The 24,145-nt window shown below is 49.9% G+C and carries 22 protein-coding genes, 1 rRNA gene and 1 other RNA gene; 22 read left to right on the top strand and 2 right to left on the bottom strand.

Going from position 1 to position 24,145, the window contains the following annotated elements; genetic code table 11:
• Nucleotides 1-172: 172 nt before the first annotated feature.
• The 3 genes from BN3279_RS00115 to argS all read left to right on the top strand — a co-directional run bounded on the left by BN3279_RS00115 (nt 173) and on the right by argS (nt 3,681).
• On the top strand, nt 173-1,186 hold the full coding sequence (locus BN3279_RS00115) for a hypothetical protein (protein WP_232436719.1): 1,014 nt from the start codon (nt 173-175) through the stop codon (nt 1,184-1,186).
• 394 nt (nt 1,187-1,580) lie between these two features.
• A complete protein-coding gene (locus BN3279_RS00110) occupies nt 1,581-2,000 on the top strand; it encodes a YwiB family protein (RefSeq protein WP_059048675.1) in 420 nt (139 codons plus the stop codon).
• A 1-nt stretch (nt 2,001) separates the two neighbouring features.
• Complete coding sequence (gene argS, locus BN3279_RS00105) at nt 2,002-3,681, top strand: arginine--tRNA ligase (RefSeq protein WP_059048674.1); 1,680 nt, start codon at nt 2,002-2,004, stop codon at nt 3,679-3,681.
• A gap of 124 nt (nt 3,682-3,805) precedes the next feature.
• On the opposite strand, the gene BN3279_RS00100 is transcribed toward argS, so the two are convergent.
• Nucleotides 3,806-5,002, bottom strand: a complete 1,197-nt coding sequence (locus tag BN3279_RS00100; protein WP_059048673.1) for a S8 family peptidase — start codon at nt 5,000-5,002, stop codon at nt 3,806-3,808.
• Between the two features lie 456 nt (nt 5,003-5,458).
• On the opposite strand from BN3279_RS00100, the gene rpoE reads away from it, so the two are divergent.
• The 12 genes from rpoE to rpmE all read left to right on the top strand — a co-directional run bounded on the left by rpoE (nt 5,459) and on the right by rpmE (nt 18,313).
• Entirely contained in the window at nt 5,459-6,010 is a 552-nt protein-coding gene (rpoE, locus tag BN3279_RS00095; RefSeq protein ID WP_059048672.1) for a DNA-directed RNA polymerase subunit delta, read from the top strand.
• A gap of 191 nt (nt 6,011-6,201) precedes the next feature.
• On the top strand, nt 6,202-7,290 hold the full coding sequence (locus BN3279_RS00090; protein WP_059048671.1) for an iron-siderophore ABC transporter substrate-binding protein: 1,089 nt from the start codon (nt 6,202-6,204) through the stop codon (nt 7,288-7,290).
• Nucleotides 7,283-8,323, top strand: a complete 1,041-nt coding sequence (locus BN3279_RS00085) for a FecCD family ABC transporter permease (RefSeq protein ID WP_059048670.1) — start codon at nt 7,283-7,285, stop codon at nt 8,321-8,323. Before BN3279_RS00090 ends, BN3279_RS00085 begins: the two co-directional genes overlap by 8 nt.
• Nucleotides 8,320-9,351 (top strand): FecCD family ABC transporter permease, encoded by a 1,032-nt coding sequence (locus BN3279_RS00080; RefSeq protein ID WP_059048669.1) that lies wholly within the window; start codon nt 8,320-8,322, stop codon nt 9,349-9,351. The genes BN3279_RS00085 and BN3279_RS00080 overlap by 4 nt, the downstream gene beginning before the upstream one ends.
• Entirely contained in the window at nt 9,351-10,166 is an 816-nt protein-coding gene (locus tag BN3279_RS00075) for an ABC transporter ATP-binding protein (RefSeq protein WP_059048668.1), read from the top strand. Before BN3279_RS00080 ends, BN3279_RS00075 begins: the two co-directional genes overlap by 1 nt.
• 374 nt (nt 10,167-10,540) lie before the next feature.
• Nucleotides 10,541-12,142 carry a CTP synthase gene (locus BN3279_RS00070; protein ID WP_059048667.1) on the top strand — a complete coding sequence of 534 codons (1,602 nt, stop codon included), beginning with the start codon at nt 10,541-10,543 and terminating at the stop codon, nt 12,140-12,142.
• Between the two features lie 165 nt (nt 12,143-12,307).
• Complete coding sequence (locus tag BN3279_RS00065) at nt 12,308-12,685, top strand: response regulator (protein WP_059048666.1); 378 nt, start codon at nt 12,308-12,310, stop codon at nt 12,683-12,685.
• A 220-nt stretch (nt 12,686-12,905) separates the two neighbouring features.
• Entirely contained in the window at nt 12,906-13,760 is an 855-nt protein-coding gene (gene fba, locus BN3279_RS00060; RefSeq protein ID WP_059048665.1) for a class II fructose-1,6-bisphosphate aldolase, read from the top strand.
• 204 nt (nt 13,761-13,964) lie between these two features.
• Nucleotides 13,965-15,218 carry a UDP-N-acetylglucosamine 1-carboxyvinyltransferase gene (locus tag BN3279_RS00055; protein ID WP_059048664.1) on the top strand — a complete coding sequence of 418 codons (1,254 nt, stop codon included), beginning with the start codon at nt 13,965-13,967 and terminating at the stop codon, nt 15,216-15,218.
• A 112-nt stretch (nt 15,219-15,330) separates the two neighbouring features.
• Complete coding sequence (rho, locus tag BN3279_RS00050; protein ID WP_059048663.1) at nt 15,331-16,686, top strand: transcription termination factor Rho; 1,356 nt, start codon at nt 15,331-15,333, stop codon at nt 16,684-16,686.
• A 59-nt stretch (nt 16,687-16,745) separates the two neighbouring features.
• Nucleotides 16,746-18,014, top strand: coding sequence for a radical SAM family protein (locus tag BN3279_RS00045; protein ID WP_059048662.1), 1,269 nt, complete (start codon nt 16,746-16,748; stop codon nt 18,012-18,014).
• A 101-nt stretch (nt 18,015-18,115) separates the two neighbouring features.
• A complete protein-coding gene (rpmE, locus tag BN3279_RS00040; RefSeq protein ID WP_018753735.1) occupies nt 18,116-18,313 on the top strand; it encodes a 50S ribosomal protein L31 in 198 nt (65 codons plus the stop codon).
• A gap of 85 nt (nt 18,314-18,398) precedes the next feature.
• Here rpmE and BN3279_RS00035 read toward each other — a convergent pair whose 3' ends face one another.
• Nucleotides 18,399-19,655 carry a stalk domain-containing protein gene (locus BN3279_RS00035; RefSeq protein ID WP_059048661.1) on the bottom strand — a complete coding sequence of 419 codons (1,257 nt, stop codon included), beginning with the start codon at nt 19,653-19,655 and terminating at the stop codon, nt 18,399-18,401.
• 159 nt (nt 19,656-19,814) lie between these two features.
• Between BN3279_RS00035 and ffs the strand changes: the two genes are divergently transcribed.
• The 7 genes from ffs to BN3279_RS00005 form a co-directional block, all read left to right on the top strand.
• An RNA gene (ffs, locus tag BN3279_RS23260) (signal recognition particle sRNA large type) lies at nt 19,815-20,082 on the top strand.
• A gap of 129 nt (nt 20,083-20,211) precedes the next feature.
• Nucleotides 20,212-21,954, top strand: coding sequence for a DNA polymerase III subunit gamma/tau (gene dnaX / locus BN3279_RS00030; protein WP_059048660.1), 1,743 nt, complete (start codon nt 20,212-20,214; stop codon nt 21,952-21,954).
• 56 nt (nt 21,955-22,010) lie between these two features.
• The gene (locus BN3279_RS00025; protein WP_018753732.1) at nt 22,011-22,322 is read left to right on the top strand and encodes a YbaB/EbfC family nucleoid-associated protein; all 312 of its coding nucleotides are present in this window, start codon (nt 22,011-22,013) and stop codon (nt 22,320-22,322) included.
• A gap of 26 nt (nt 22,323-22,348) precedes the next feature.
• A complete protein-coding gene (gene recR, locus BN3279_RS00020) occupies nt 22,349-22,948 on the top strand; it encodes a recombination mediator RecR (protein WP_059048659.1) in 600 nt (199 codons plus the stop codon).
• 141 nt (nt 22,949-23,089) lie between these two features.
• Nucleotides 23,090-23,377 carry a DUF2508 family protein gene (locus tag BN3279_RS00015; RefSeq protein WP_059048658.1) on the top strand — a complete coding sequence of 96 codons (288 nt, stop codon included), beginning with the start codon at nt 23,090-23,092 and terminating at the stop codon, nt 23,375-23,377.
• Between the two features lie 24 nt (nt 23,378-23,401).
• Nucleotides 23,402-23,665, top strand: coding sequence for a pro-sigmaK processing inhibitor BofA family protein (locus BN3279_RS00010; protein WP_059048657.1), 264 nt, complete (start codon nt 23,402-23,404; stop codon nt 23,663-23,665).
• 261 nt (nt 23,666-23,926) lie between these two features.
• Nucleotides 23,927-24,145 (top strand): 16S ribosomal RNA (locus tag BN3279_RS00005); the annotation flags it as partial.

Below are 24,145 nucleotides of genomic sequence, written 5' to 3'. Positions count from 1 at the left end.
CTTCTAGTATGGGAAATTTTAGGTCGAGTCATTCATATTGAGCATGTAGGACTTTTAGATGGGAGGGAATGATTGGGAAAACATGACGTTGGAACCATGAGCAATGCCTCAAAAGTATGATAGTATGATTAATGTCACGATTTTATAGGAATAAGGCGGGATTCTTATCAAAATGAATAATCCGACCCGAAGCTTGCTTGCGGGTTTAACGATGATTTTGGTAGCGTTAGCGGTAGGGTGGATGTTCTATGGACCATCGGTTCTTCCTTTCAGCAACAATCCGGAAAGGAAGGCGCTGGAGGACACTGGCAACTCTGCAGGAAGTATCAAGTCAGAAGACTTGCCTGGCCAGGCAGAGAACGAGAATGACGCTTTAAATGATGCGAATATACATACTAGTCAGGAGTCGCCATATTTATTAGATCGGCTACCCTTTGCGGCGGAAGAGGTTACTGCGATTACGGTGGGAGGTCATGGGAGCAGCTATGACGTGCCGGAGGAACGCCGCGCTGTACTGTTGAATTCTTTGCGTTTTACGGATATGGACAGTGCTCTGGCTGAGCCGCTTCCGGCCGCCTCTCGCCAGCCGGTGGTGCTGCAATTTGCGTTGCGAGGCAAGTCATTTGACCTCACTTATGACCTGACGGCCAATGCCTTTGAACATGAAGGGCAATATTATTATGCCGACGACCAGGTATTATTGTTGCTGCAAGGGCTGTTGCGAGAGCGGGAGGAGCTGGCTTCCCTGGATGCGCTGCTGGAGCAAGCCAGAGTGGAGCAAGAGCAGGCGGAGCCTGCGGACCCGGAGGCGCTTGCGCCCGAACGGGCTGAGGTGGCAGGATTGGACTACCTGGGCTGGGAGCAACGGCTGGAACAGGCGGGAACTGACGAAATAGAGTGGACGAAGCCATTTTATGATGATAATACGGGAGAAGTGAAGCAGGCACGGCTATATCAAGACGGGGTGCTGTTGCTGAACCGAATGGTCGTGTTTACGCAGGCCAATTATGCAACGCAGGACGGAATTAAGCCAGGCATCAGCGCTGGCGAGGTGGAGCGGAAGCTGGGTTCTGAGGCCTCGAAGCTTACGAGTCGGTGGAGTTACAAACTGGGGGACTATTTTCGATTCCATGTGTATTACCAGAAGGGGCAAGTGCAGTATGTAGTGCTGAGCCAACCTCTATAAGTGAGTGTTCAAAAATTCGGGTTTTCAGGACCAAGAAGGTTGGATGAAGCCAGGGACTGAGGAGTGGAGCGTACGTAGTGGGTACGTGAGCACCGGAAGGCCCGGCTGAATTCAAGATTCGATGTCGAACCTGCTTCTCGAACTGCTTCGTTCTGGAAAGATGACTTTTTGAACAACCGCTATAAGTCATCTTCTGATCATGTATTATAATAGAACGAAGCCGCCGAATCGGCGGCTTTTTCATATGGGCTGTAAGAGATATCCTTCGGCTTTGTGTGCCGGGCGTATTGAATTGAAGTAAGGAACTGGATATAGTAGTACAGTAAGGATCACGGTTTACGGCAGGTTGATACGATCGGATCATGTAATAAATAGAGGGAATGGAGAATGGCGTATGTCTGAGACGATTCCGGTGAAATTGTTGTTGACCAGCCGCCAAGATGGGGATGAGAAGGTTCAACGACTGCGAGGAAACGCCCTCTTGCGTGGTGGAGCCGTATATATTCGTTATAACGAGCCCGAGCCTGGTCATGAGGGCGCCCAGACGCGCACAATGCTTAAGATTACTGGCGAAGAATTAAAAATTATGCGGCATGGAGGCGTGGAATCGGAGCAAACTTTCCGAAGTGGTCGGCGGTTGCCGGGATTTTACCACTCTGCCTTAACCCGCTTTCAATTATCTACAGATACCGTCAAATTGGATTCGAACTTGACCCACGTAACTGGTGTTGTCAATTGGGAGTATGATTTGTACGTGTATGAGGAATGTTCAGGACGTTTTGATATCAGTTTACATATACAGGAGGACGTTTAATATGCCACACAATCCGTTGGAACAAATGAACCAGTCGCTTAAGGAGGCGGTCATTGAGGCCATTATCGCCGCAGGGCTGGCGCAGCCAGACGAGATTCCCGCTATCGTGCTGGAGGTGCCGAAGGATAAGGCGCACGGTGATTTTGCTACGAACGCAGCGATGCAGCTATCCCGGATCGCCAAGAAGAACCCGCGTCAAATTGCCGAGGATATTTTGGCCCATTTGAATCATGAGAAGGCTGGAATTGAAAAGGCGGAGATCGCTGGACCTGGGTTTATCAACTTTACGCTGGGCAAGAGTTATCTCTATCCGATCTTGCTGCAAGTCTACCGCGAGGGAGAGAACTACGGACGCACCAACCAAGGGAAAGGGCATAAGGTGCAGGTGGAGTTTGTCAGCGCGAATCCTACTGGGAGCCTTCATTTGGGGCATGCCCGTGGTGCAGCCGTAGGCGATGCGTTATGCAACGTGCTCGATTTTGCCGGATATGAGGTTACCCGTGAATACTACATTAATGATGCCGGGAATCAAATCAACAATATGTGCAAGTCCATTGAAGCCCGTTATTTGCAGGAGCTGGGACAAGATGTGCCTATGCCTGAGGATGGCTATCATGGTGAGGACATCAAGGGCTTTGCCAAGGAGCTTGTAGCTGAGCAAGGCGACAAGCTAGTGAACATGAACGACGAGGAGCGTACGACTTTCCTTCGTCAGTTCGGTTTGGAGAAGGAACTGAATAAAATTAAACGTGATCTTGGACGCTTCCGGGTAGGGTTTGACGTGTGGTTCAGTGAGAGCTCGTTGTATGCGGATGGCCAAGTAGAGGCTTCGCTTGCCGAGCTGCGGGATAAAGGGCAAACCTATGAACTGGACGGGGCCACTTGGCTGAAGACGACAGAATACGGGGATGACAAGGATCGGGTATTGGTGAAGAATGACGGAACCTACACGTACTTGACTCCGGATATCGCCTATCACCGCAATAAATATGATCGTGGATTTGATCGGTTGATTAACATTTGGGGCGCGGATCATCATGGTTACATTCCTCGTGTGAAGGCAGCGATGACCGCGATTGGCAAGGACCCGGAGAAGCTGACCGTATTGATTGCACAAATGGTCAGCCTGTTCCAGGATGGTGAGAAGGTCAAAATGTCGAAACGGACCGGTAAGGCAGTTACTATGGTAGATTTGATGGATGAGGTGGGTGTCGACCCGATTCGCTATTTCTTCACGATGCGCAGTATGGACTCGCATCTGGATTTCGACATGGACCTGGCCATCTCGACGTCCAATGACAATCCGGTCTTTTATGTGCAGTATGCACATGCGCGGATTTGCAGCATCTTCCGTCAGGCGGAGGAACAGGGCATCGTGATTCCGTCCGCCGAGGACGTGGATTTGTCCAAGCTGACGGCAGAGCATGAATATGACCTGTTGCTCAAAATTGGCGAGTTGCCCGAAGAGATTAGCCTGGCCGCCGACAACTATGCACCGCATCGCCTGGTGCGTTATGTGTACGAATTGGCAGCACAGCTCCACAGTTACTACCGCGCCGAGCGTGTAATTACGGAGGATGCCGAGCAGACGGCAGCACGTTTGGTATTGCTAGGTGGCGTGCGTGTGGCGTTGGTGAACGTGCTCGCCTTGATCGGTGTAACTGCGCCAGAGAAGATGTAACTTGCGGCTTGAACTGAATTTAAGCCAGCTTATAGAAAATGGCGGGGCCAAAGGAGCGATCCTTAGCCTCGCCATTTTCAGGTTTTTGTTGGTTATCGGCTAGCTTGTAGAGTGTGAGGAAGAACTAGCTTCGGCGGGCTGGCCTGGCCCGGAGCAGGCGGGCAGCGCTCAGCTCGCCAGCCGCCCCCTTGGCTCTGGCACTCGTTGCGGCAGCGCTCAGCTCGCCAGCCGCCCCCTTGGCTCTGGCACTCGTTGCGCCGGGTAGCGACCTGGCGGTGCGGCAGAGCCGCCGCTTGATCTCGCCTGGCTTGAGATCAGGCTTAAGCGCCAGCAGCAGGGCAATGGAGCCGCTGACATGGGAGGTGGCCATGGAAGTGCCACTCATTTCTTTGTAGCCGCCTCCCAGCCAAGCGGAAGTAATCTTCTCGCCGGGGGCGTAAATATCAATGCATGGACCATAGTTGCTGAAGGAAGCTATTTTGCCGTCCTTGTTGGTGGCGCCAACAGAGATGGTCTGGGTATAGCGGGCAGGGTAATCCGCGCCGCGGCCCTTCTTGTCATTACCGGAGGATGCGACGACGATAATACCTGCATTATAGGCCTTGCGAATAATATTTTGCAGCGCCTGGCTATTGCTCTTCATGCCAAAGCTCATGTTTACGATATGCATTCGATTTCGAACGCACCAGTCAATGCCCAGAATAATATCAGAGACATAGGCAGAGCCGTTATGGTCGAAAGCCTTGACGGGGAACACCAAGGAACGGGGCGCAACTCCCATCATCCCCTGCGATCCGCCAGCGGCGGAGATGGTGCCGGCAATATGAGTGCCGTGACCGTTATCATCAAAAGGCAGGTTGACCCGGTTGAGCAGGTTAATGCCTCGGGCCAGGGAATGGCGCAGATCCGGATGATTGAAGTCTGCTCCTGTGTCAATAACCCCAATTCGGATGCGATAGCCCGTAGACGCAGACCAGGTTTCCGGGGCACCGATTCGCCGGACACCCCACGGAATGGTAGGCGTCTTCCCTTTACTTGCGGAGGCCGGACTATGCACACTGAGCTTACTATCTTCTTCGACCTGTAGGCCGAACCGGGAACGGGCAAAGTCCCCTCCTGTACCAAGGGGGCAGATTAGCGCTTGCAGCAGCGGTGAAGTGCGCACATGCCGTAATACCGGGTGCCGCTGCTTCTGCTTGGATATTTGTCGTGCGCATTCAGCATAGGCGGCCGGATGTGCGAAGCGGATGATGGAGCGTCCGCTCTTTCCGGAGGTGTCGACTTGATCGTTCAAATAACGAAGGAATCCGGAGTAGTTCATCGATAAGTAGCCCCTCCTGACGAAGCGTGTTGAAGTATATTATGACGATCCGATTTTCCTTGAATGGGAAAGCGGCCCTGTTCTTCAGGAAATGGGCCATAACCAAAGTTTAGGCGCAAAAGTAGCGTGTCAAAGCGGCGGATCAGACATAAAATGAAGGGAAGGCCAATTCGGCTTTCACCAGATCCGGGAGGGTAGCGTAACTTTTCTCGGTGAAGGATACAGTCGAGGAGCGGGGAACCCAGGTTCTTCGCTCCTTTTTCATGTCCCAAAACGTACTGAGAGTAAGGGGAGAAGCCGGACGAATTTTTAAAACTTGCAATTTAGTGCCAAATAGGTTTTACTAAGTTGTGATATGAATAGGTTAGTGAAGGAAATCACCCGTTTTCGGGATGAAGAAAGTCCTTTGCTCCATAGTGAAATAGTGAACATTGCGTGAGAGGAAGTGTCCGTAACGTGAGTACCCCGCTTAATTTGAAAATTGACCCAGAGAAGGTTCAGGAAATCCCCATGGTGGATCTGGCCTTTATGATCTTGAAGGCGGCCAATACGCCGTACTATTATCGTGATCTGATGAATGAGGTCGCCAAGCTGCGCAGCATGAATGAAGCTGAGATCGACGAAGCGATTGCACAGCTCTATACAGAAATAAATATTGATGGCCGGTTTGCCTGCGTTGGCACCAACCTTTGGGGCTTGAAACGCTGGTATCCGATCGAGCGTTCGGAAGACCCTATCGGGAATTCCAAGCGTCCGCGTATCATCAACGATGAAGATGATGATCTGGAAGACGACGATTTCGTGGAAGAAGAAGATAATTACTCCTCCGGCGATGAAGAAGATTACGATGGCTTGGACGATGATTCCGAAGACGAGCTGTTCTCTGAGGAAGACGAGGAAGAGGTAGAAGAAGACGAAGAACTGCTCGGTGACGAGGAGATCGACGAAGAGGACGAAGAGAAAGACGATGAAGACGAGGATAACTTCGAGGAGAACGAAGAAGATTAATCCGAAGCAACAGATCATGAAGAGGTGGCCCTTGGGCTGCCTCTTTTTTACGTTTACCCTTTAATATCCTTTGGTTCAGATCGTTGACAGCTTGCTTAAGAGCATTATATAATGATGAAACTGATAATCATTATCAAGTAGATAACGCGGCTTGATACATAAAATACATTCAAGATAAGGAAGGTATGCAAATGTTCGCAGCAAAAAGATTTTCATTTACCGCTCTCATTATTCTAGTAGTTCTTATGGTGGCTGTCGTAGGTTGTGGAAGCAAGGCCTCGAATGCTCCTGCTACTAACGCCGGCAATTCAGCCAATACAGAAACTCCGGCAGCAGAAAACACAGATTCAGCCGGTGAGGCATCGCAATATCCGATCACAATCAAGCATGCACTTGGTGAAACGGTGATTGAAAGTAAGCCGGAACGCGTAGTTACAGTGCAATGGGCCAACCATGACGTGGTGCTTGCTCTTGGAGTTGTACCTGTCGGCTTCTCGGCAGCGAACTTTGGCGTACAGGATGATAGCGGCTTGTTGCCTTGGACCGCTCAGAAGCTGGAAGAACTCGGTGTGAAGGACCCGAATGTCTTCCAAGATACGGACGGCCTTGATTTCGAAGCGATTTCTGATGCTGATCCAGATGTTATCCTTGCCGCTTACTCGGGCATCACACAAGAAGACTATGATCTGCTGAGCGAGATTGCTCCCGTTGTAGCTTATCCAAATGCTCCTTGGGCGACCACTTGGCGCGAGCAAGTTACACTAAACGCTACTGGTATGGGTATGGCTGCAGAGGGTGAGCAACTGATTAAGGATACCGAGGATATGGTGAAGGAAAAGCTGAGCCAATATCCGCAAATCGAAGGTAAGAAAGTTGTATGGGTTAACTTCTCCGCTAAGGATATGTCCCAACTGCACATCTATACGCCTGTAGATTCCCGGGTTTCTTTTTTGTTCGAACTGGGCATGGAATACCCCGAGAGCATTACAAGCCAAATTACAGACCCTTCCAGCTACTCTCTGAAGCTGAGCGCTGAGAATGCTGAAGCTCTTAATGATGCTGATCTGTTGGTGGGTTATGGTAATGATGAATTGTATCAAGCGATCAAAGCCGATCCGCTCCTGGGCAAGATTCCTGCGATTGAGCGCGGTTCTGTAGCATTTATCGATAGTGATACACCGTTGGTGGCTGCTGGTACGCCGAATCCACTTTCCATCGCATTTACGATTGACGAATACTTGAAGTTAATCGGAGAGGCTGCCGACAAGGCCAATGAATAGTTCTTCCCTCTCTAAGCATAAAGAAATACGCTTGTACCTGCCGAAGCATTTTACGAAGGTTCTGATGATCTGTATCGTACTGCTTGGTGTATGCGTGATTGCCTCGCTAGTCCTGGGTTCCAGGCTAGTGAGGTTCCAGGAGCTGATGGATGGCTTATTCCATCCGGATATTGACTCCTATGGAGCGAATATCGTGCGTAAGAGGATATCTAGGACCGTATTTACGTTGTTTTGTGGGGCGGCACTTGGGGTTGCGGGATCGCTGATGCAAGCGGTCACCCGCAATCCCATTGCTGATCCAAGCATCCTGGGTGTGAACACAGGGGCATCCTTGTTTGTGGTTTGCGGTATTGCATTCCTGAACATCAGCACCGCCGGGCAATATATTTGGCTGGCTCTCGCTGGTGCGGCCATTACGGCAGTGTTCGTATTCGGCATAGGTTCTATGGGGCGTGGCGGTGCCACGCCCATTAAGCTTGTTCTGGCGGGGGCAGCCACGAGTGCGGCCTTGTCCTCGCTGGTAACGGCGATTATGATTCCGCGTTCATACGCGATGGATCAGTTCAGGTTCTGGCAGGTTGGGAGCGTTGGCTCCGCAAATTGGAACGCGATAGTTACGTTTATTCCGTTCCTGGCTGTCGGTATCCTGATTGCGTTAATCACAGCCCCGGCATTAAATGCGCTGGCGCTGGGAGATGAAGCGGCTACTGGACTGGGTGTGCGAACCGGAGTGCTCAGGCTGGTCGCAGCGGCAGGGGGTATTTTCTTGTGTGGTGCCACTACGGCACTGGCAGGGCCCATCGGCTTTATAGGGCTGCTGTCGACCCATGTTGTGCGTCTTATTCTTGGGCCTGATTTACGGTTGGTTATTCCGATGTCAGCCATTTCAGGGGCCATTATTCTAACGTTATCAGATGTGTGCGGGCGATTACTTGGTAACCCGGGAGAACTGGAAGTCGGTGTGGTCACCGCCTTTGTAGGTGCTCCAATCTTAATCATATTAGCCATGAGAGCGAAAGTGCGTTCATTATGAGAAATCAATCCATTGAATTTATTATGGCCGGCAGACGTAAGCGGCGGCGCCGCTGGAGCCTTGTAACGGGTCTGCTGGTCATGCTGTTGGTGATCCTTTGTTGTGCCATGTTGTTATTGGGCAACACGATTTATCCGATACAAGATGTCGTTCGGGCCCTTTCGGGGGAATCTATTAAAGGGGTGTCCTTTGCGGTCAATACGATTCGTCTGCCAAGGATGCTGGCTGGACTATTTGCCGGATTTGCCTTTGGTATTGCCGGCCATACCTTTCAAACGATGCTGCGTAACCCCCTGGCGAACCCGAATGTGATTGGGATTACTTCCGGTTCAAGCGCCGCGGCGGTGTTCTGCATTACCGTCCTTCATGCTAACGGAGCAGTTGTGTCCGCAGCCTCGGTGCTGGCTGGCTTGGCTACAGTCACAGTGATTTACTTCCTCTCCAGAGGGCGTGTCTTCTCTATCGGACGGTTAATTCTGATTGGTATTGGCCTTCAGGCTATGTTGGATGCCGTCATTTCCTATCTTCTACTCGTGGGTGCGCAGCAGGACATACCAGCGGCAATCAGATGGCTGACAGGCAGCCTCAACGGTTCTCAGCTTGACGAACTGCCACCATTGATGATAGCAGTTATGGTGCTTACACCTGTGGTGGTTGTGCTTGGCAAGCATCTTGATCTTCTCGAACTGGGAGAACAAGCGGCTTCTTCGCTGGGAGTCCATACAGACAAGACGAGAGTGGCGCTTATTCTTAGCTCTGTAGGTATGATCGCTATGGCTACGGCTACCACGGGCCCTATTGCCTTTGTGGCTTTCCTGTCGGGCCCCATTGCCAAGCGGTTAGTAGGAGCAGGCTTCTCCAATGCCATTCCTGCGGGCCTGGTAGGGGTTAACCTTGTTCTGGGAGCAGATCTTATCGGACAGTTTGCTTTTGAGACAAGATTTCCCGTGGGTGTGATTACTGGAATTCTGGGAGCACCTTATCTGGTCTTCTTGCTTATCCGAATGAATCGAAGGGGAAGTTTATGATGAAACCAACACATACCTTTAAAACCGAAGCGGCTGTAGCAGGGTACGATCATAAGACGGTCATTCAAGGCGTCAGTCTGGTAATTCCCAACAATAAGATCAGTGTAATCATTGGGGCTAATGGCTGCGGCAAATCCACCTTGTTAAAGGCTATGGCCAGACTCATCAAGCCTACCTCAGGGGAAATTACTTTGGATGGCAAGCCGGTCAATAAGATACCTCCCAAGCAATTAGCCCGGGTACTGGGCCTGCTGCCGCAATCTCCTATTGTTCCTGAAGGAATCTCGGTAGCAGACCTGGTTGGTCGGGGGAGATTCCCTCATCAATCCTGGCTTAGTGGCTGGCGAAAACAGGATTACGAGGCCGTCGCCGAGGCGATGGAGATTATGGACATTACAGAGTTGGCCAACCACCATATCGATGAGCTGTCGGGCGGACAACGGCAGCGTGTATGGATCGCTATGGCGCTTGCCCAACAGACGGATATTTTATTGCTGGATGAGCCGACAACCTTTCTCGATATTACCTATCAGGTCGAGATTCTTGATTTGCTTACCGACCTTAATCGCAAACGTGGAACTACTATTGTGATGGTGCTCCATGATATTAACTTGTCTGCCCGCTATGCCGATCATATCTTCGCCCTTCATGAAGGCAAGCTGATTGTGGAAGGTGAGCCGTCTGAGGTCATCACTAGCGAAAGGGTCAACCAGATCTTTGGATTGAACTGTACGGTCATCAAGGACCCGGTATCGGGTTCGCCTTTCGTTGTGCCAAGAGGAAGGTATCATGTCCAGCAAGAAGCAACCTCATAACATAACAGACTCTTGGACAGCGGTGTCGGGCCGCTCCAGAAGCTGGGGTTAGTCTGGTTTCTATCGTTCGCCTGATTTCTCCGTACAATCCGACATGTGACCGTATTTTGAAGGAAAGGCAAATGGGCCTTTACTTGACTTGACACGGGCAGGGGTAACGGGTAAACTATTGCATGGGCTTATGATTTAAACCTATAAAATATGAATTTTTGAAAAAGTGCCCCGACCTATTCGGGTGTCACTTTTTTTGTTTTTATAGCCGTTTTGGCTATGCTTTAAAGAACATTGGGTTACGCTAATGATCTATAAGTTTCCTGAATTTCTGGATGTTGGCTGTTTTTATCGACACGTACTACTTTAGGGGGTTTTTGGTTGTGGCAAAATATATTTTCGTGACAGGCGGGGTTGTATCTTCGCTGGGCAAGGGCATTACAGCGGCTTCGCTCGGGAGATTGCTGAAGAACAGAGGCTTGAAAGTAACGATCCAGAAATTCGATCCATATATTAATGTCGATCCGGGGACAATGAGTCCTTATCAGCATGGTGAGGTATTTGTGACGGACGATGGAGCCGAGACGGACCTTGACCTGGGTCACTATGAGCGTTTCATTGATATTAACCTTTCCAAGAACAGTAATGTGACGACGGGCAAGGTGTACTCCTCAGTCATCGGCAAAGAGCGTCGCGGCGAATATCTGGGCGGAACCGTTCAGGTTATTCCTCATATCACCAACGAGATCAAGGAACGGGTATTCCGTGCAGGCCGGGAAGCGGGTTCTGACGTTGTAATTACTGAAATTGGGGGTACGGTAGGGGATATCGAAAGCTTGCCTTTCCTGGAAGCTATCCGCCAAATTAAGAGTGATATCGGACGCGAGAACGTGATGTACATTCATGTAACGCTTATTCCTTATATCAAGGCAGCCGGCGAAGTGAAGACCAAGCCGACTCAGCATAGCGTCAAGGAACTTCGCAGCATCGGTATTCAGCCGAATGTGATCGTCTGCCGGACCGAATATGAACTGTCGGATGATATGAAGGCGAAGATCGCCCTGTTCTGTGACATTGATCCAAATGCTGTCGTGGAATGCCGAGACGCTGCTACCTTGTATGAAGTACCGTTGAATCTTCGCAATGAAGGCTTGGATGAGATTGTGGTCAATCATCTCAAGTTAACAACGCCAGCTCCGGACATGGGTGAGTGGGAAAGCCTTGTAGAGCGCATTAACAAGCTGGAGAAGACGGTGGAGATTGCCATTGTAGGTAAATACGTCGCTCTGCACGATGCTTATTTAAGTGTGGTTGAATCCTTGTCACATGCCGGATTTGCTGCAAATGCGGATGTGAAAATTCGTTGGGTCAATGCCGAGGACGTTACCGATGAGAACGTAGATGAACTCCTTGGTGGTATCGGCGGAATTCTCGTGCCGGGCGGCTTTGGTGATCGGGGAATTGAAGGGAAGATCACGACGATTCGTTATGCTCGTGAGAAGCGCATTCCGTTCTTCGGCATCTGCCTGGGAATGCAGGTAGCTGTTATTGAGTATGCCCGCTCGTTGGCGGGGCTGGATGGTGCCAATAGTTCGGAGATTAATCCTGGCACGGAATATCCGGTTATCGACTTATTGCCAGAGCAGAAAGATATCGAAGACCTCGGCGGGACGATGCGTTTGGGCCTTTATCCGTGCAAGCTGACGCCAGATTCTCTGGCTATGCAATGCTACGATGATGAGTTGGTTTACGAACGTCATCGCCATCGGTACGAATTCAACAATGCCTATCGTGAAACGCTGGAACGCGAAGGCTTGCGTATCTCCGGGACATCCCCGGATGGACGGCTTGTTGAAATCGTGGAACTTCCGGATCATCCATGGTTCCTGGCTGTGCAATTCCATCCGGAATTCACTTCTCGTCCGAACCGTCCACAACCGCTATTCCGCGAGTTCGTGAAAGCTTCAATCACCCATCTGTCCTAAGGTGTAGCAAGCTCTCCTGACCACGTCCAAGCAAGATTTGCTCAGCAAAATAAGCTGTCGATTTATTAAGGTTCTTTTTTCCATTAGAGAAGGGATTTACAAATCGAAAGCGAATTATTGTATGTATGACCAGGATTGCTGGCGGTCTTGTAGGAGGGTATCACGGTGGAGGAGAAGAAGGTATTAGTTGTCGATGATCAGAACGGTATCCGCATTTTGTTAATGGAAGTGTTCAGCAGTGAAGGGTATACCACATTTCAGGCAGCTAACGGGAAGATGGCATTGGAAATTGTCCGTAGCGACTCGCCTGACTTGGTGCTTCTTGACATGAAAATTCCCGGAATGGATGGTTTGGAAATCCTCAAGCATATCAAAGAGGTGAATCCAGACATCAAGGTCATCATGATGACGGCCTACGGAGAACTCGATATGATTAAGGAAGCAACGGATCTTGGAGCCTTGATGCACTTTACGAAACCCTTTGACATTGATGAAATGCGCGCAGCAGTCAATATGCATCTCAAGGGCGGCGCGCGCCTTTAAGGCATAATCGGCAACAGAAAAGAGACCTCTATGAGGAGCAGGCGTAGCACTTCGTCCGCCCTTCTCATAGGGGTCTTTTTGGAGAAAAAAGAAACACAGCCCGTTCACACATCCCCGTGAAACGTTGAATAGTAATTTTGACAGGTTGTGTTATAATAAAAAAGTGTGTGAATGTCGGCTAAATAAGATAAATCCCATATCCTTAGGAGGATTGAAACCAATGCCATTAGTATCGATGACAGACATGTTGAACAAAGCCCTCGCCGGTAAATACGCAGTGGGTCAATACAACATTAATAACCTGGAATGGACACAAGCCATTCTTGCCGCAGCAGAAGAAGAGAAATCCCCAGTAATTCTGGGTGTTTCCGAAGGCGCAGCTCGCCATATGAGCGGTTTCTACACCGTTGTTAAAATGGTAGAAGGCCTGTTGCATGACATGAAAATTACGGTTCCTGTTGCGATTCACCTCGACCATGGTTCCAGTTTTGATAAATGTAAGGAAGCGATTGATGCGGGCTTCACTTCCGTAATGATCGACGGCTCCCACCATCCGATTGACGAGAACATCGCCATGACGAAGAAAGTGGTTGAGTATGCCCATGCCAAAGGCGTATCTGTAGAAGCAGAAGTAGGTACGGTTGGCGGTCAAGAAGACGATGTTATCGGCGGCATTCAATATGCTGACCTTGCTGAGTGCGTACGTATCGTTAGAGAAACGGGTATCGATACATTGGCTCCAGCTTTGGGTTCCGTACATGGTCCTTACCTCGGCGAACCAAACCTCGGCTTCAAAGAAATGGAAGAAATTCGTGATGCAGTTCAACTGCCATTGGTACTTCATGGCGGGACAGGCATCCCTACTCACGACATTTCCAAAGCAATCTCGCTTGGTACTTCCAAAATTAACGTGAACACTGAGAACCAAATCTCCTTCAGCAAAGCGGTACGTGAAGTATTGGCTGCTAAGCCAGATGCTTATGATCCACGTAAGTTCATCGTTCCTGGCCGTGATGCAATCAAAGCTACCGTTGTTGGCAAGATTCGCGAATTTGGTTCCAACAACAAAGCCTAAGTTAGGCTATGATTTTTTTCCATGCTGCACTTTGTTAGACAATAGTGGGCATGGTTTTTGGAGGGCATCCATAAAAGTAGAAGGCTGCCCACTTAAATAGGGTGACATGGAGAGCACACCGCCTAGACGGTGTCTTTCCATTTCTACCGCTAAATTAGGTTGAGCTTATGTACCGACGCAAATAAGTAGGGGGATTCTGGACTTATGGAGAAATTAATGATCCGTGGCGGACGTCCGCTACGCGGCAGCGTCTCAATCAGCGGCGCCAAGAATAGTGCAATCGCGCTGATTCCGGCTGCCATCCTGGCAGAATCCGAGGTCGTACTGGATAACTTGCCGGTACTCAGTGACGTGGCGGTATACTCGGAAATCCTGGAAGAGTTGGGTGCGCAGGTGCTTTGGGAAGGTAACCAGATGCGTATCAATCCTGCGGATATTCGCTCAATACCGATGCCTAATGGACCGGTAAAGAAATTACGGGCTTCCTATTATATGATGGGAGCCATGTTAGGAAGATTTAAGGAAGCTACGATTGGCTTGCCTGGCGGGTGCAATTTTGAACCCCGTCCGATTGATCAGCATATCAAAGGTTTTGAAGCTTTAGGAGCCACTGTGACGAATGAGCATGGGGCGATTCATTTGCATGCCAAGGAACTGCGCGGCGCGAAGATTTATCTCGATGTCAGCAGCGTAGGAGCAACCATTAATATTATGCTGGCGGCTACCCGAGCCAAAGGCGCCACAATTATCGAAAATGCGGCCAAAGAGCCTGAAATTATAGATGTAGCTACTTTGTTGAACTCCATGGGTGCGGTCATCAAGGGGGCCGGCACGGAAACGATTCGTATCGAGGGCGTTGCCGAACTGAAGGGATGCCGCCATTCCATTATTCCAGACCGGATTCAAGCCGGTACATATATGATTGCTGCCGCAGCTACACGCGGCGATGTTATCATCGATGGTGTTATACCCAAGCACTTGGAGGCGTTAACTGCCAAGTTAATTGAAATGGGCGCAAGCGTTGAAGAATTGGATGAGAGCATCCGTGTAATCGGGCGTTCATCCTATGAGCATGTTGATGTTAAGGCCTTGGTGTATCCAGGATTTCCTACGGATATCGGATCACCGATGACCAGCTTGTTGACGCAGGCTGACGGCGTGAGCGTCTTCAGCGATTTGGTGTACAGCAACCGATTTAAGCATGTACCTGAGCTTATCCGCATGGGAGCGAAGATTCGTGTTGAAGGTCGTTCGGCGATTATTGACGGGGGCGTGCTGAATGCTGCCAAGGTAAAGGCCGCTGATCTTCGTGCAGGTGCTGCGCTAGTTGTGGCGGGCCTGACCGTGGCAGAGGGAATTACTGAAGTCACCGGTGTAGAGTTGATTGACCGGGGATATGATCAGCTAGTTCCTAATCTGCGTGCACTAGGTGCTGATATTTGGCGGGAAGCAGAATAACTTTCTGCTTTTCCCGCATAAGCCTGGCACAACAGGGAATACTGTGTCAGTAAGTCTATCATTCTGCTGTATTTCATAGATTCCAAAAAAATTGAATAGGTGGTATTTTATTATGGATCTGCAAATTGCTGATTTGGAAGGGATGAAGCTGACGGAGCTGTATAAGCTCGCCAAGCAATATCAAATTCCTTATTACGGTCAGTTGAAGAAGAAGGAATTGATTTTTTCGATTCTTAGGGCGCAGGCCGAACAAAGCGGATTGATGTTTATGGAAGGCGTACTCGAAATTTTGCCTGAAGGTTACGGCTTTCTAAGACCCATCAATTACTTGCCAAGCACCGAAGACATCTATATATCTGCTTCCCAAATTCGTAAATTTGATTTGCGTACCGGAGATCTCGTCTCCGGGAAGTGTAGAACTCCTAAGGAAAATGAACGTTACTTCGGCCTGCTTCAGGTCAATGCGGTGAACGGAGAGAATCCGGCAGTCGCGGCGGAACGCCTCCATTTTCCGGCACTAACTCCACTTTACCCACAGACTAAGCTGGTGCTCGAAACTTCCCCAAATCACTTATCTACCCGCATTATGGACGTGCTTGCTCCGGTTGGGTTAGGACAACGCGGCTTGATTGTTGCTCCGCCTAAGGCAGGGAAGACCTTGCTGCTTAAGGAAATTGCCAACAGCATTTCAACCAATAATCCCGAGATCGAACTGTTTGTGTTGCTGATTGATGAGCGGCCTGAGGAAGTTACCGATATGCAACGTTCAGTGAAGGGCGAAGTCATTGCCTCAACCTTCGATGAGCTTCCGGAGAATCACATTAAGGTAGCGGAATTGGTATTGCAACGTGCATTGCGACTGGTGGAGCACAAGAAGGATGTCGTTATTTTACTCGACAGTATTACACGTCTGGCACGGGCATATAATCTGGTTGTTCCTCCTTCAGGACGTACACTCAGCGGGGGGATTGACCCGGCGGCTTTCCATCGTCCAAAGCGTTTCTTCGGGTCTGCCCGGAATGTAGAGGAAGGCGGAAGTCTGACGATTCTGGCTACTGCATTGGTAGATACAGGTTCGCGTATGGATGACATTATATATGAAGAGTTTAAGGGCACGGGCAACATGGAGTTGCATCTGGACCGGAAGCTGGCGGAACGCCGCATATTCCCGGCTATCGACATTCGCCGTTCTGGTACACGCCGAGAAGAAGTGCTGTTGAACAAGGAAGAACTGGATACAATTTGGGCTATTCGCAAAAATATGAACGACTCCTATGATTTTGTCGAAGGATTCTTGAAGAAGCTGCGGGACAGCAAGACGAATGCGGAATTCCTTGCTTCGTTCGATGCTTCCGGTAATGCGTCTTCCAATAGCGGAGCGCGACGTCCGGTACGCACAGGAAGCGTGTCTGCACGAACGAACTCTACATCCTCGGGTGCGGGGAGCACGAATGGCAATAACGCCTAATAGTGCGTGTTCAAAAACTACCTTTATTGATTAGCAAATAGAAGCAAGAGGAGAACAACATGTACTTAGTGTATGCAGATGAGCAAGGACAGGTCTACGATCATCCCTCGCTGTACGGGCTTGCCCGCAGTGCGGATATGATTGTAGAGATCATGGAGGATGAATTAATCCCGCTTCCGGAGGGGGCGACCCTGGTGGGGTTGCCATCTACTCGGCCGATTGGTATGGACCCGAGTACCGGTGAGATGAAGCCCCTCCCTGGCAATGTGCAGGCGGTAGGCGCTCTGCTTCCGCAAGGCTATACCCGTCTTTGCCTGCCGGGGTACGTGAAGACAGATAAGGACTATAAGCTTCCTTTGTTTGGCTATTCCGCGGTTGTCTGGAAGGACGGACAGTTTTACGTTACCGCCCGGATGTCGGATGATCCGGAGAAGTGGAATCCGCTCAACTGCGATCCACTCGAACTCAAGAGTCAGGTCAAATCTTATGTTTCTCGTTACCCGGAGAATCGTCTGTATGAGCATTTATCCAATTGCGCGCTGGGATATGAGTGCTTGACCGCCTCCAATACGTTCTTGAACCGCTGGGAGGGGGCAGTTCCTGTCTCCTATTCCTGCAATGCGGGTTGTTTTGGCTGTATTTCGGAACAACCTGATGATAGCGGCTTTGTATCGCCGCAGACGCGTATGAATTTTCGTCCGCGGGTGGAAGAACTGGTGGAGATCATGATGGAACATCTGACTACTCCGGATTCGATTATTAGCTTTGGCCAAGGCTGTGAGGGGGAGCCCTCTACGCAGGCCAAGTTGATTATTGATTCAATTCGGGAAGTTCGGCGCCAGACAGATATGGGCTATATCAACATTAATACGAATGCGGGCTTAAGCGACCATATTCGTGGTATCGTGGACGCAGGCCTGGACCTTATGCGTGTAAGTACCATCAGCGCGTTGGATGGCCATTATAATGCGTACTACAAGCCACGTGGGTATACGCTTGCTAATGTGGAGAAATCACTGCGTTATGCTGCCCAGCAAGGTGTGTACACTTCTATTAATTATCTGATCTTTCCCGGAGTTACGGATCGGGAGGAAGAAGTGGAAGCTATGGTCGAATTTATTCGACGTACAGATGTGAAGCTCATCCAGCTTCGCAACCTCAATATTGACCCCGAGAGCTACCTGGAACTGATTCCTAAGGCAGAGGGCGAAATATTAGGTATGAAGCAAGCTATTGAAATTTTCCAGCATGAATTGCCTGAAGTCGTAATTGGCTCCTACACCCATGTTCCTCCGGCTGAACTAGCTCGGGTCAAGGTTCGTGGCTAAAACAAGCAATTGCGTCAAGAGATGGGCCGTGCTATAATTCGTTTGTGTGTCATTATAACTCTGTGCACGATTGAGGCTCAGGGCGGAAAGAGGTGAAAGTGATGAACGAAGCAATTCAACCGAAATATCACGTAACTACGGTAACATGTGCTTGCGGAAATACCTTTGAAACAGGTTCCGTGAAGCAAGACCTGCGCGTTGAAATTTGCTCCAACTGCCATCCATTCTTCACAGGTAAACAGAAATTCCTGGATGCTGGTGGACGTGTGGATAGATTTAAAAAGAAATACGGCATCTAAGACTTACGTTGAACAACTATTGGACGAGAACGTCCCTTGCCACCCAGTGGCAAGGGACGTTTTTTTGTATTCATAGCTCTTCATTCTATTTCTTGAACTCCACGCCTTGCTTGAGGCTGGTCCACTCTTCATTCTTGATGATCCCTAGGCGCCATAAGGCGATACCCTTGAGGTCATGCCGTTTGGCTAATCCCACGAGCGTCTTGACGGAGGTCTGATCCTCACTGTTCAAATTCATTCCCAGGATCAGCTTGTTCTTGGAGGTTTCCTTGAGCGCAAGCCGAATCGCTTCGTCAACCTTATCGGCAGGCTGCGGCTTATTGCTATTGTCACCCGGCAAATAATCGTAAGCCATGATGACCAATTCATCCGCAAGCACGCCCAGAGCCTTATAATCATATCCTTGATATGATGAGTTCAGTGGATGCAGTGCCAAGGCCAGCTTCAGGCCCGAGTTCCCGGCTTGCCGGGCAAGGTCCTTAACAAAAGAGGTGAAGGCTTGTCGTGTGGCTGCTTTGTCTGTGGTTAGACCCAGACCTTCAAAGTCTAGCAAAATGCCTTGAAAGGATTTGTCTTTTGCCGCATTAATCATATCCTTTATGGCTTGTTCGCGAAGGGTGGCATCCTCAATGATTTTAGTCAATTCACCTTGAGCATCTCCGGCATAGACCATAAGATAAGGCAGAGTGCGATCATTGGCCGCCTCCTTAACGAGCGAGTCGGGGGTAACATCCCCGGCAGCCTGGGGAAGCTTGTAATCATCCCCCGTTTGTGTGAATTGGCCGTTCTTGTCAATGCGGCTCCAGCCAAAAGCGACGGCATCCAGGCTTGGAATAACAGCAACCTCGGAGTAAGAAGAAATAGCATAGAAGCCAAGTGTATACATACGCTTTTGCGGCGACGTAATGGAAACGGTGCGGGTAGCTTGGTCCCAGGCAACCCCGGCTCCAAATTGCTGACTAAAGAAACTTAGCGGAATCAGTGTGTTTCCATTAACAGAACGTGGGGCAACAGCCAGTGTAACGGAGTTATTGTTCACTTTGGCGGTACTACTATCTAATGTTAACTCGACCCGTAGCGCTTTGGCTCCTTCTCCCTTGACGGCGGAGATGGATTTCGTCGCTTGATTCCAGGTTACGGAAATACCTAGGGCTTCAGAAATAGATCGGAATGGCACGAGGGTAGTCCCACTCACGATGATCGGATCTCCGGAAAAGGCCAATGGATATCCGTCCAGTAAGATTTGGACAGGAGCGGCGGCACTGGAATGAGATGGTTGAATGCCGGCGATGCCTCCAGCCAAGAGCGTGGCAGCCAACAATAGTTTTCCAATCTTCTTCATGATGTTCTCCTCTCTCATGGTATGGCATCTGTTTCCTATTCTACTAATATATCAAAATAAGGTGTCGAAATCTAAGTAGAGTTGTAAGAAATCGGAAGATTCGGACCCCTGCCTAGCGGCGGTTGCAATTTAAACAGGCATGAGATATACTTATTTTCACCGTGCTAGACGGGGAGGTAGCGGTGCCCTGTAACTCGCAATCCGCTATAGCGAGGTTGAATTCCTGTTAGAGGTCTTGTCGATGTGAGGTTTGGTCTTTATGGCTGGCGTTGATGGACGGGTCCTCCGCAAGGAACGCCTGTGAACCTGGTCAGGTCCGGAAGGAAGCAGCCATAAGCAGTATTGTTCCTGTGCCGGAGGGTTACCTGTCCTGAGCTATGGCATGAAGGTGCCGCTCGGATCGCAATGATCAATAATGGGTGCACGGTAATATTAGGATAATAAGCATACATCTTTGTCTGAGGACAAGGGTGTTTTTTTTGTACATAGACCAAGAGGCTATAGTATAATAAGGAAACGACATCCGTCGTTTAAGGAAAGGAAGAGGTGCCGCATTATGGAGCATATTGCGCTGTACCGTGCTTGGCGGCCACAGTCGTTCCAAGACATGGTGGGGCAGCAGCATATCGTCCGCACGCTACAGAACGCCATCCGCGAGCAGCGGTTGTCACATGCGTATTTATTCAGCGGACCGCGAGGAACGGGTAAGACCTCAACAGCCAAAATTTTGGCCAAGGCCGTGAACTGTGAGAAGGGACCGGCGGCGGAGCCTTGTAATGAATGCGATGCGTGCCGAAGAATTACTACTGGTGCCGTGATGGATGTGCTAGAGATCGATGCTGCATCCAACCGCGGGGTGGAAGAGATTCGCGATCTGCGCGAGAAGGTGAAATACGCCCCTACGGAAGTGCGACAGAAGGTTTATATTATTGATGAAGTTCATATGCTGACTACGGAAGCATTCAATGCGTTGCTGAAGACGCTAGAGGAACCTCCACCACATGTGATGTTCATCTTGGCGACAACGGAACCTCATCGGCTTCCGGCTACAGTAATTTCACGCTGTCAACGCTTTGACTTTCGCCGGGTTTCATTGGAGGAGCAAAGCGCTCGGCTACGGGTGATTTGTGAGCAAGAAGGCATAACAGCCGAAGAGGAAGCCATTGAATACATCGCACGCTTGTCCGATGGGGGAATGCGTGACGCGTTAAGCATTCTGGATCAGATTGCCTCCTTCTCCGGTCGGCAGGTCTCTTATCAGCAAGTGCTGGATATGACCGGGGGAATTGCTTCGCAGCAATTTGCCGAGCTTGCGAAGATCTTGCTTGCCGAAGATGTTGGCGGCATGCTACAAATGATTGAGGGATTTATGCAGGAGGGCAAGAGCGCAGATAAATGCATGGAGAACCTCCTCTACTATTTCCGTGATTTGTTAATGGTTAAGCTGGTGCCGAAGGCGGACAAGTTAACGGAACGGGTATTGGACCCGAAGGACTTCGTTGAGATTGCACAGTCTTTCTCCAAACCTCAGCTATTTCGCATCATCGACACCTTGAATCATTACCAGACAGAAATGAAATACGCTGTGCAGCCGCAAACGCTGTTTGAGGTGGCATTGTTGAAGATCTGTACGTTGAATGGTGAACAGGTTACGGAACAGCCCGCACAGGCCCGTGCCGCTCAGTCGATCGATGCATCTGAGATGAACCAGCTAAAGCGGCAGATCTCTGAACTGGAAGCCAAGCTGGAACGAGCGGTTCAAGGGGGACTCTCCGCCTCAGCGGGAGGGAGTACCTCGGCATCCACCCAGCGGCCTTCACGAAGCCCGGCTCCGAGAGTGGCTTCCAAGGCCAAAATTCCTTCCGGGATGGAGCAATATCTTGCGGCCCGTACCAGTCCTGAATTTATGGAAATTCAGAACAAGTGGAATCAGGTGTTACAAGCGGTTAAGGAAGAGCGGGTAACCATCCATGCCTGGTTCATGAATGGAGAGCCAGTCTCGATATCCGAAGACACGGTGCTGGTTGCCTTCAAGAATGATATTCATCGCGAGACCACGGAGAAAGCGGCAAACAAGCAACTCATTGAGAGTGTGTTGGAGCGCAAGCTTGGGGCCCCGTACCGTCTGGTCACGATGATGATCAAGGATTGGAACGATGCCATTCAGGGTACCGCGGAGCAGCCTGGCGAACCATTTGCCTTGGAGCCTCCTCCCGAAGAAGGCGGAGATAGTAAGGAACCTTGGGTTGATGAAGCCCTGAACATCTTTGGTGATGACCTGGTTGTCATCAAGGAATAACCATTACAAGAAGTAGCACGAATTATTCAGATCATTCAAAAGGAGATGTGAACAACGTGAACAATATGAACCAAATGATGAAGCAAGTGAAGAAAATGCAAGAGCAAATGCTGAAGGCACAAGAAGAGCTGGCTACCAAAACCGTGGAGGGCAGTGCCGGAGGTGGTGTGGTGACCGCTGAAGTCAACGGTCATAAGAAGCTGCTCGCCCTAACGATCAAGCCGGAGGCTGTAGATCCGGACGATGTAGAGATGTTGCAGGATTTGGTGCTCACTGCTGTGAACGATGCTTTGACCAAGGCCGAAGAGCTGGCTAACCAAGACATGGGCAAATTTACGGGCGGAATGAAAATTCCAGGCCTGTTCTAATTTTGTAAGCTGAAGGAGAGGCCCCATTGTATTATCCCGAACCGATCGCAAAGCTGATCGATGCGTTTACCCATTTGCCCGGAGTTGGTCCCAAGACGGCCGCCAGATTGGCCTTCCATGTGTTGCGCATGAAGGAGGATGATGTCATTGATTTCGCCAAAGCGCTGGTTAGCGTGAAGCGTAATCTGCATTATTGCTCGGTGTGCTGCAACATTACGGACACGGACCCTTGCCGTATTTGCCAGGATAAGACTCGCGATGCGTCGGTGATTTGTGTTGTGCAGGAATCCAGAGACTTGGTAGCCATGGAGCGAACGAAGGAATTTAATGGCTATTATCATGTGCTGCAGGGAGCTATCTCCCCGATGGAGGGCTTAGGTCCGGAGGATATCCGGCTTAAGGAACTGCTCAACCGGCTGAGCGATGAGCGGGTCAAGGAACTCATCCTGGCCACCAATCCTAATATTGAAGGGGAAGCAACAGCGATGTATATTTCCCGGCTGGTGAGGCCGTTTGATATCCGCGTCACCCGTATTGCTCACGGGCTGCCTGTTGGCGGCGATCTGGAGTATGCGGATGAAGTAACTTTGTCGAAGGCGCTGGAAGGGCGCCGGGAGATTAATTAAAGAGAATAGTTAGAGCCTGTAAGATGAACTTTGAGCCTTTGGTGCAAGCCGGGGTTTGAGGTTCTTTTTTTGCGACGACAAGGTTCTAAGTTTGTCCCCATCTTGATACATATGGAATAAACCGTAGGGAGGGGACGAACGATGAAAAGGTGGAAATGGTGGGCTGCTAACCGAACGGACATGCTGTACAAGGGAGAAATGCTGGAGCACAAGCGTGAGCTTTATGGTGAGGTGATCAAGGCTCTTAAGGAATGGGAGCAAGCTTACACTGCTTTTCAGCAGGCGGTGGGACCGGATGAGGTAGATGTAGCCATCTATACTCTGGAGGCGGCTGAGCGAAGATATCAAATTCATTTGAAGGCGGCTAAGCAGGCCAAGCTGGATTGGGATGCTTTTCGATACGGCTCGTTTTTTGGAGAGAGTTCATAATCCTATAATTGGGAGGAAACAAAGGTGAAGTTAGTGCTCGCAGGGGTTCTTATCGTATCGTTGGTATTGTTGTTGTATATCCTGTTCTCGCGCAAGCTGGGGTTTGCCTGGATTACACGGCTAGGCCTGCATTTTGTACTTGCTGCTCTAGGTATCTACGTCATAAATTTCTCGGGGCTTATTACTGAAGTCTATATTCCCTTAAACCTGGTGACGGTAAGCACAGTGCTTGTGCTAGGGTTGCCAGGTGTAGCATTGTTACTGGGCTTAAAATTAATCATGATTTGATGGTTGACTGGTGTTTGTGATCTGTGGTACATTATAAATCGCTTCTCCGCTGGGACAAGCTTGCACGCGAAGCTGTACAAGGCTTGTGAGAAAAAAAGCTTGACTAACGGTAGCTCAGTATGATACCTTATAAAGGTCGCTGCTGAAACGAAGCGATGTTAAAAATGAAGGTTTGATCTTTGAAAACTGAACAACGAGTGAGTAAGAAATACAGAGAACGAAAGTTCTCGTCAGCAAGTTTACATGAGCAAGTCAAACACTTTATTGGAGAGTTTGATCCTGGCTCAGGACGAACGCTGGCGGCGTGCCTAATACATGCAAGTCGAGCGGAGTTATTCGGGAGCTTGCTCCTGAATAACTTAGCGGCGGACGGGTGAGTAACACGTAGGTAACCTGCCTGTAAGCCTGGGATAACTAACGGAAACGTTAGCTAATACCGGATACGCAAGTCTCTCGCATGGGAGACTTGGGAAAGACGGA

Source organism: Paenibacillus senegalimassiliensis (assembly GCF_001486585.1).
Classification (GTDB): domain Bacteria; phylum Bacillota; class Bacilli; order Paenibacillales; family Paenibacillaceae; genus Fontibacillus; species Fontibacillus senegalimassiliensis.
Note: the sequence above shows the minus strand (reverse complement) of the source record. Positions and strands in the feature narration are given on the sequence as shown.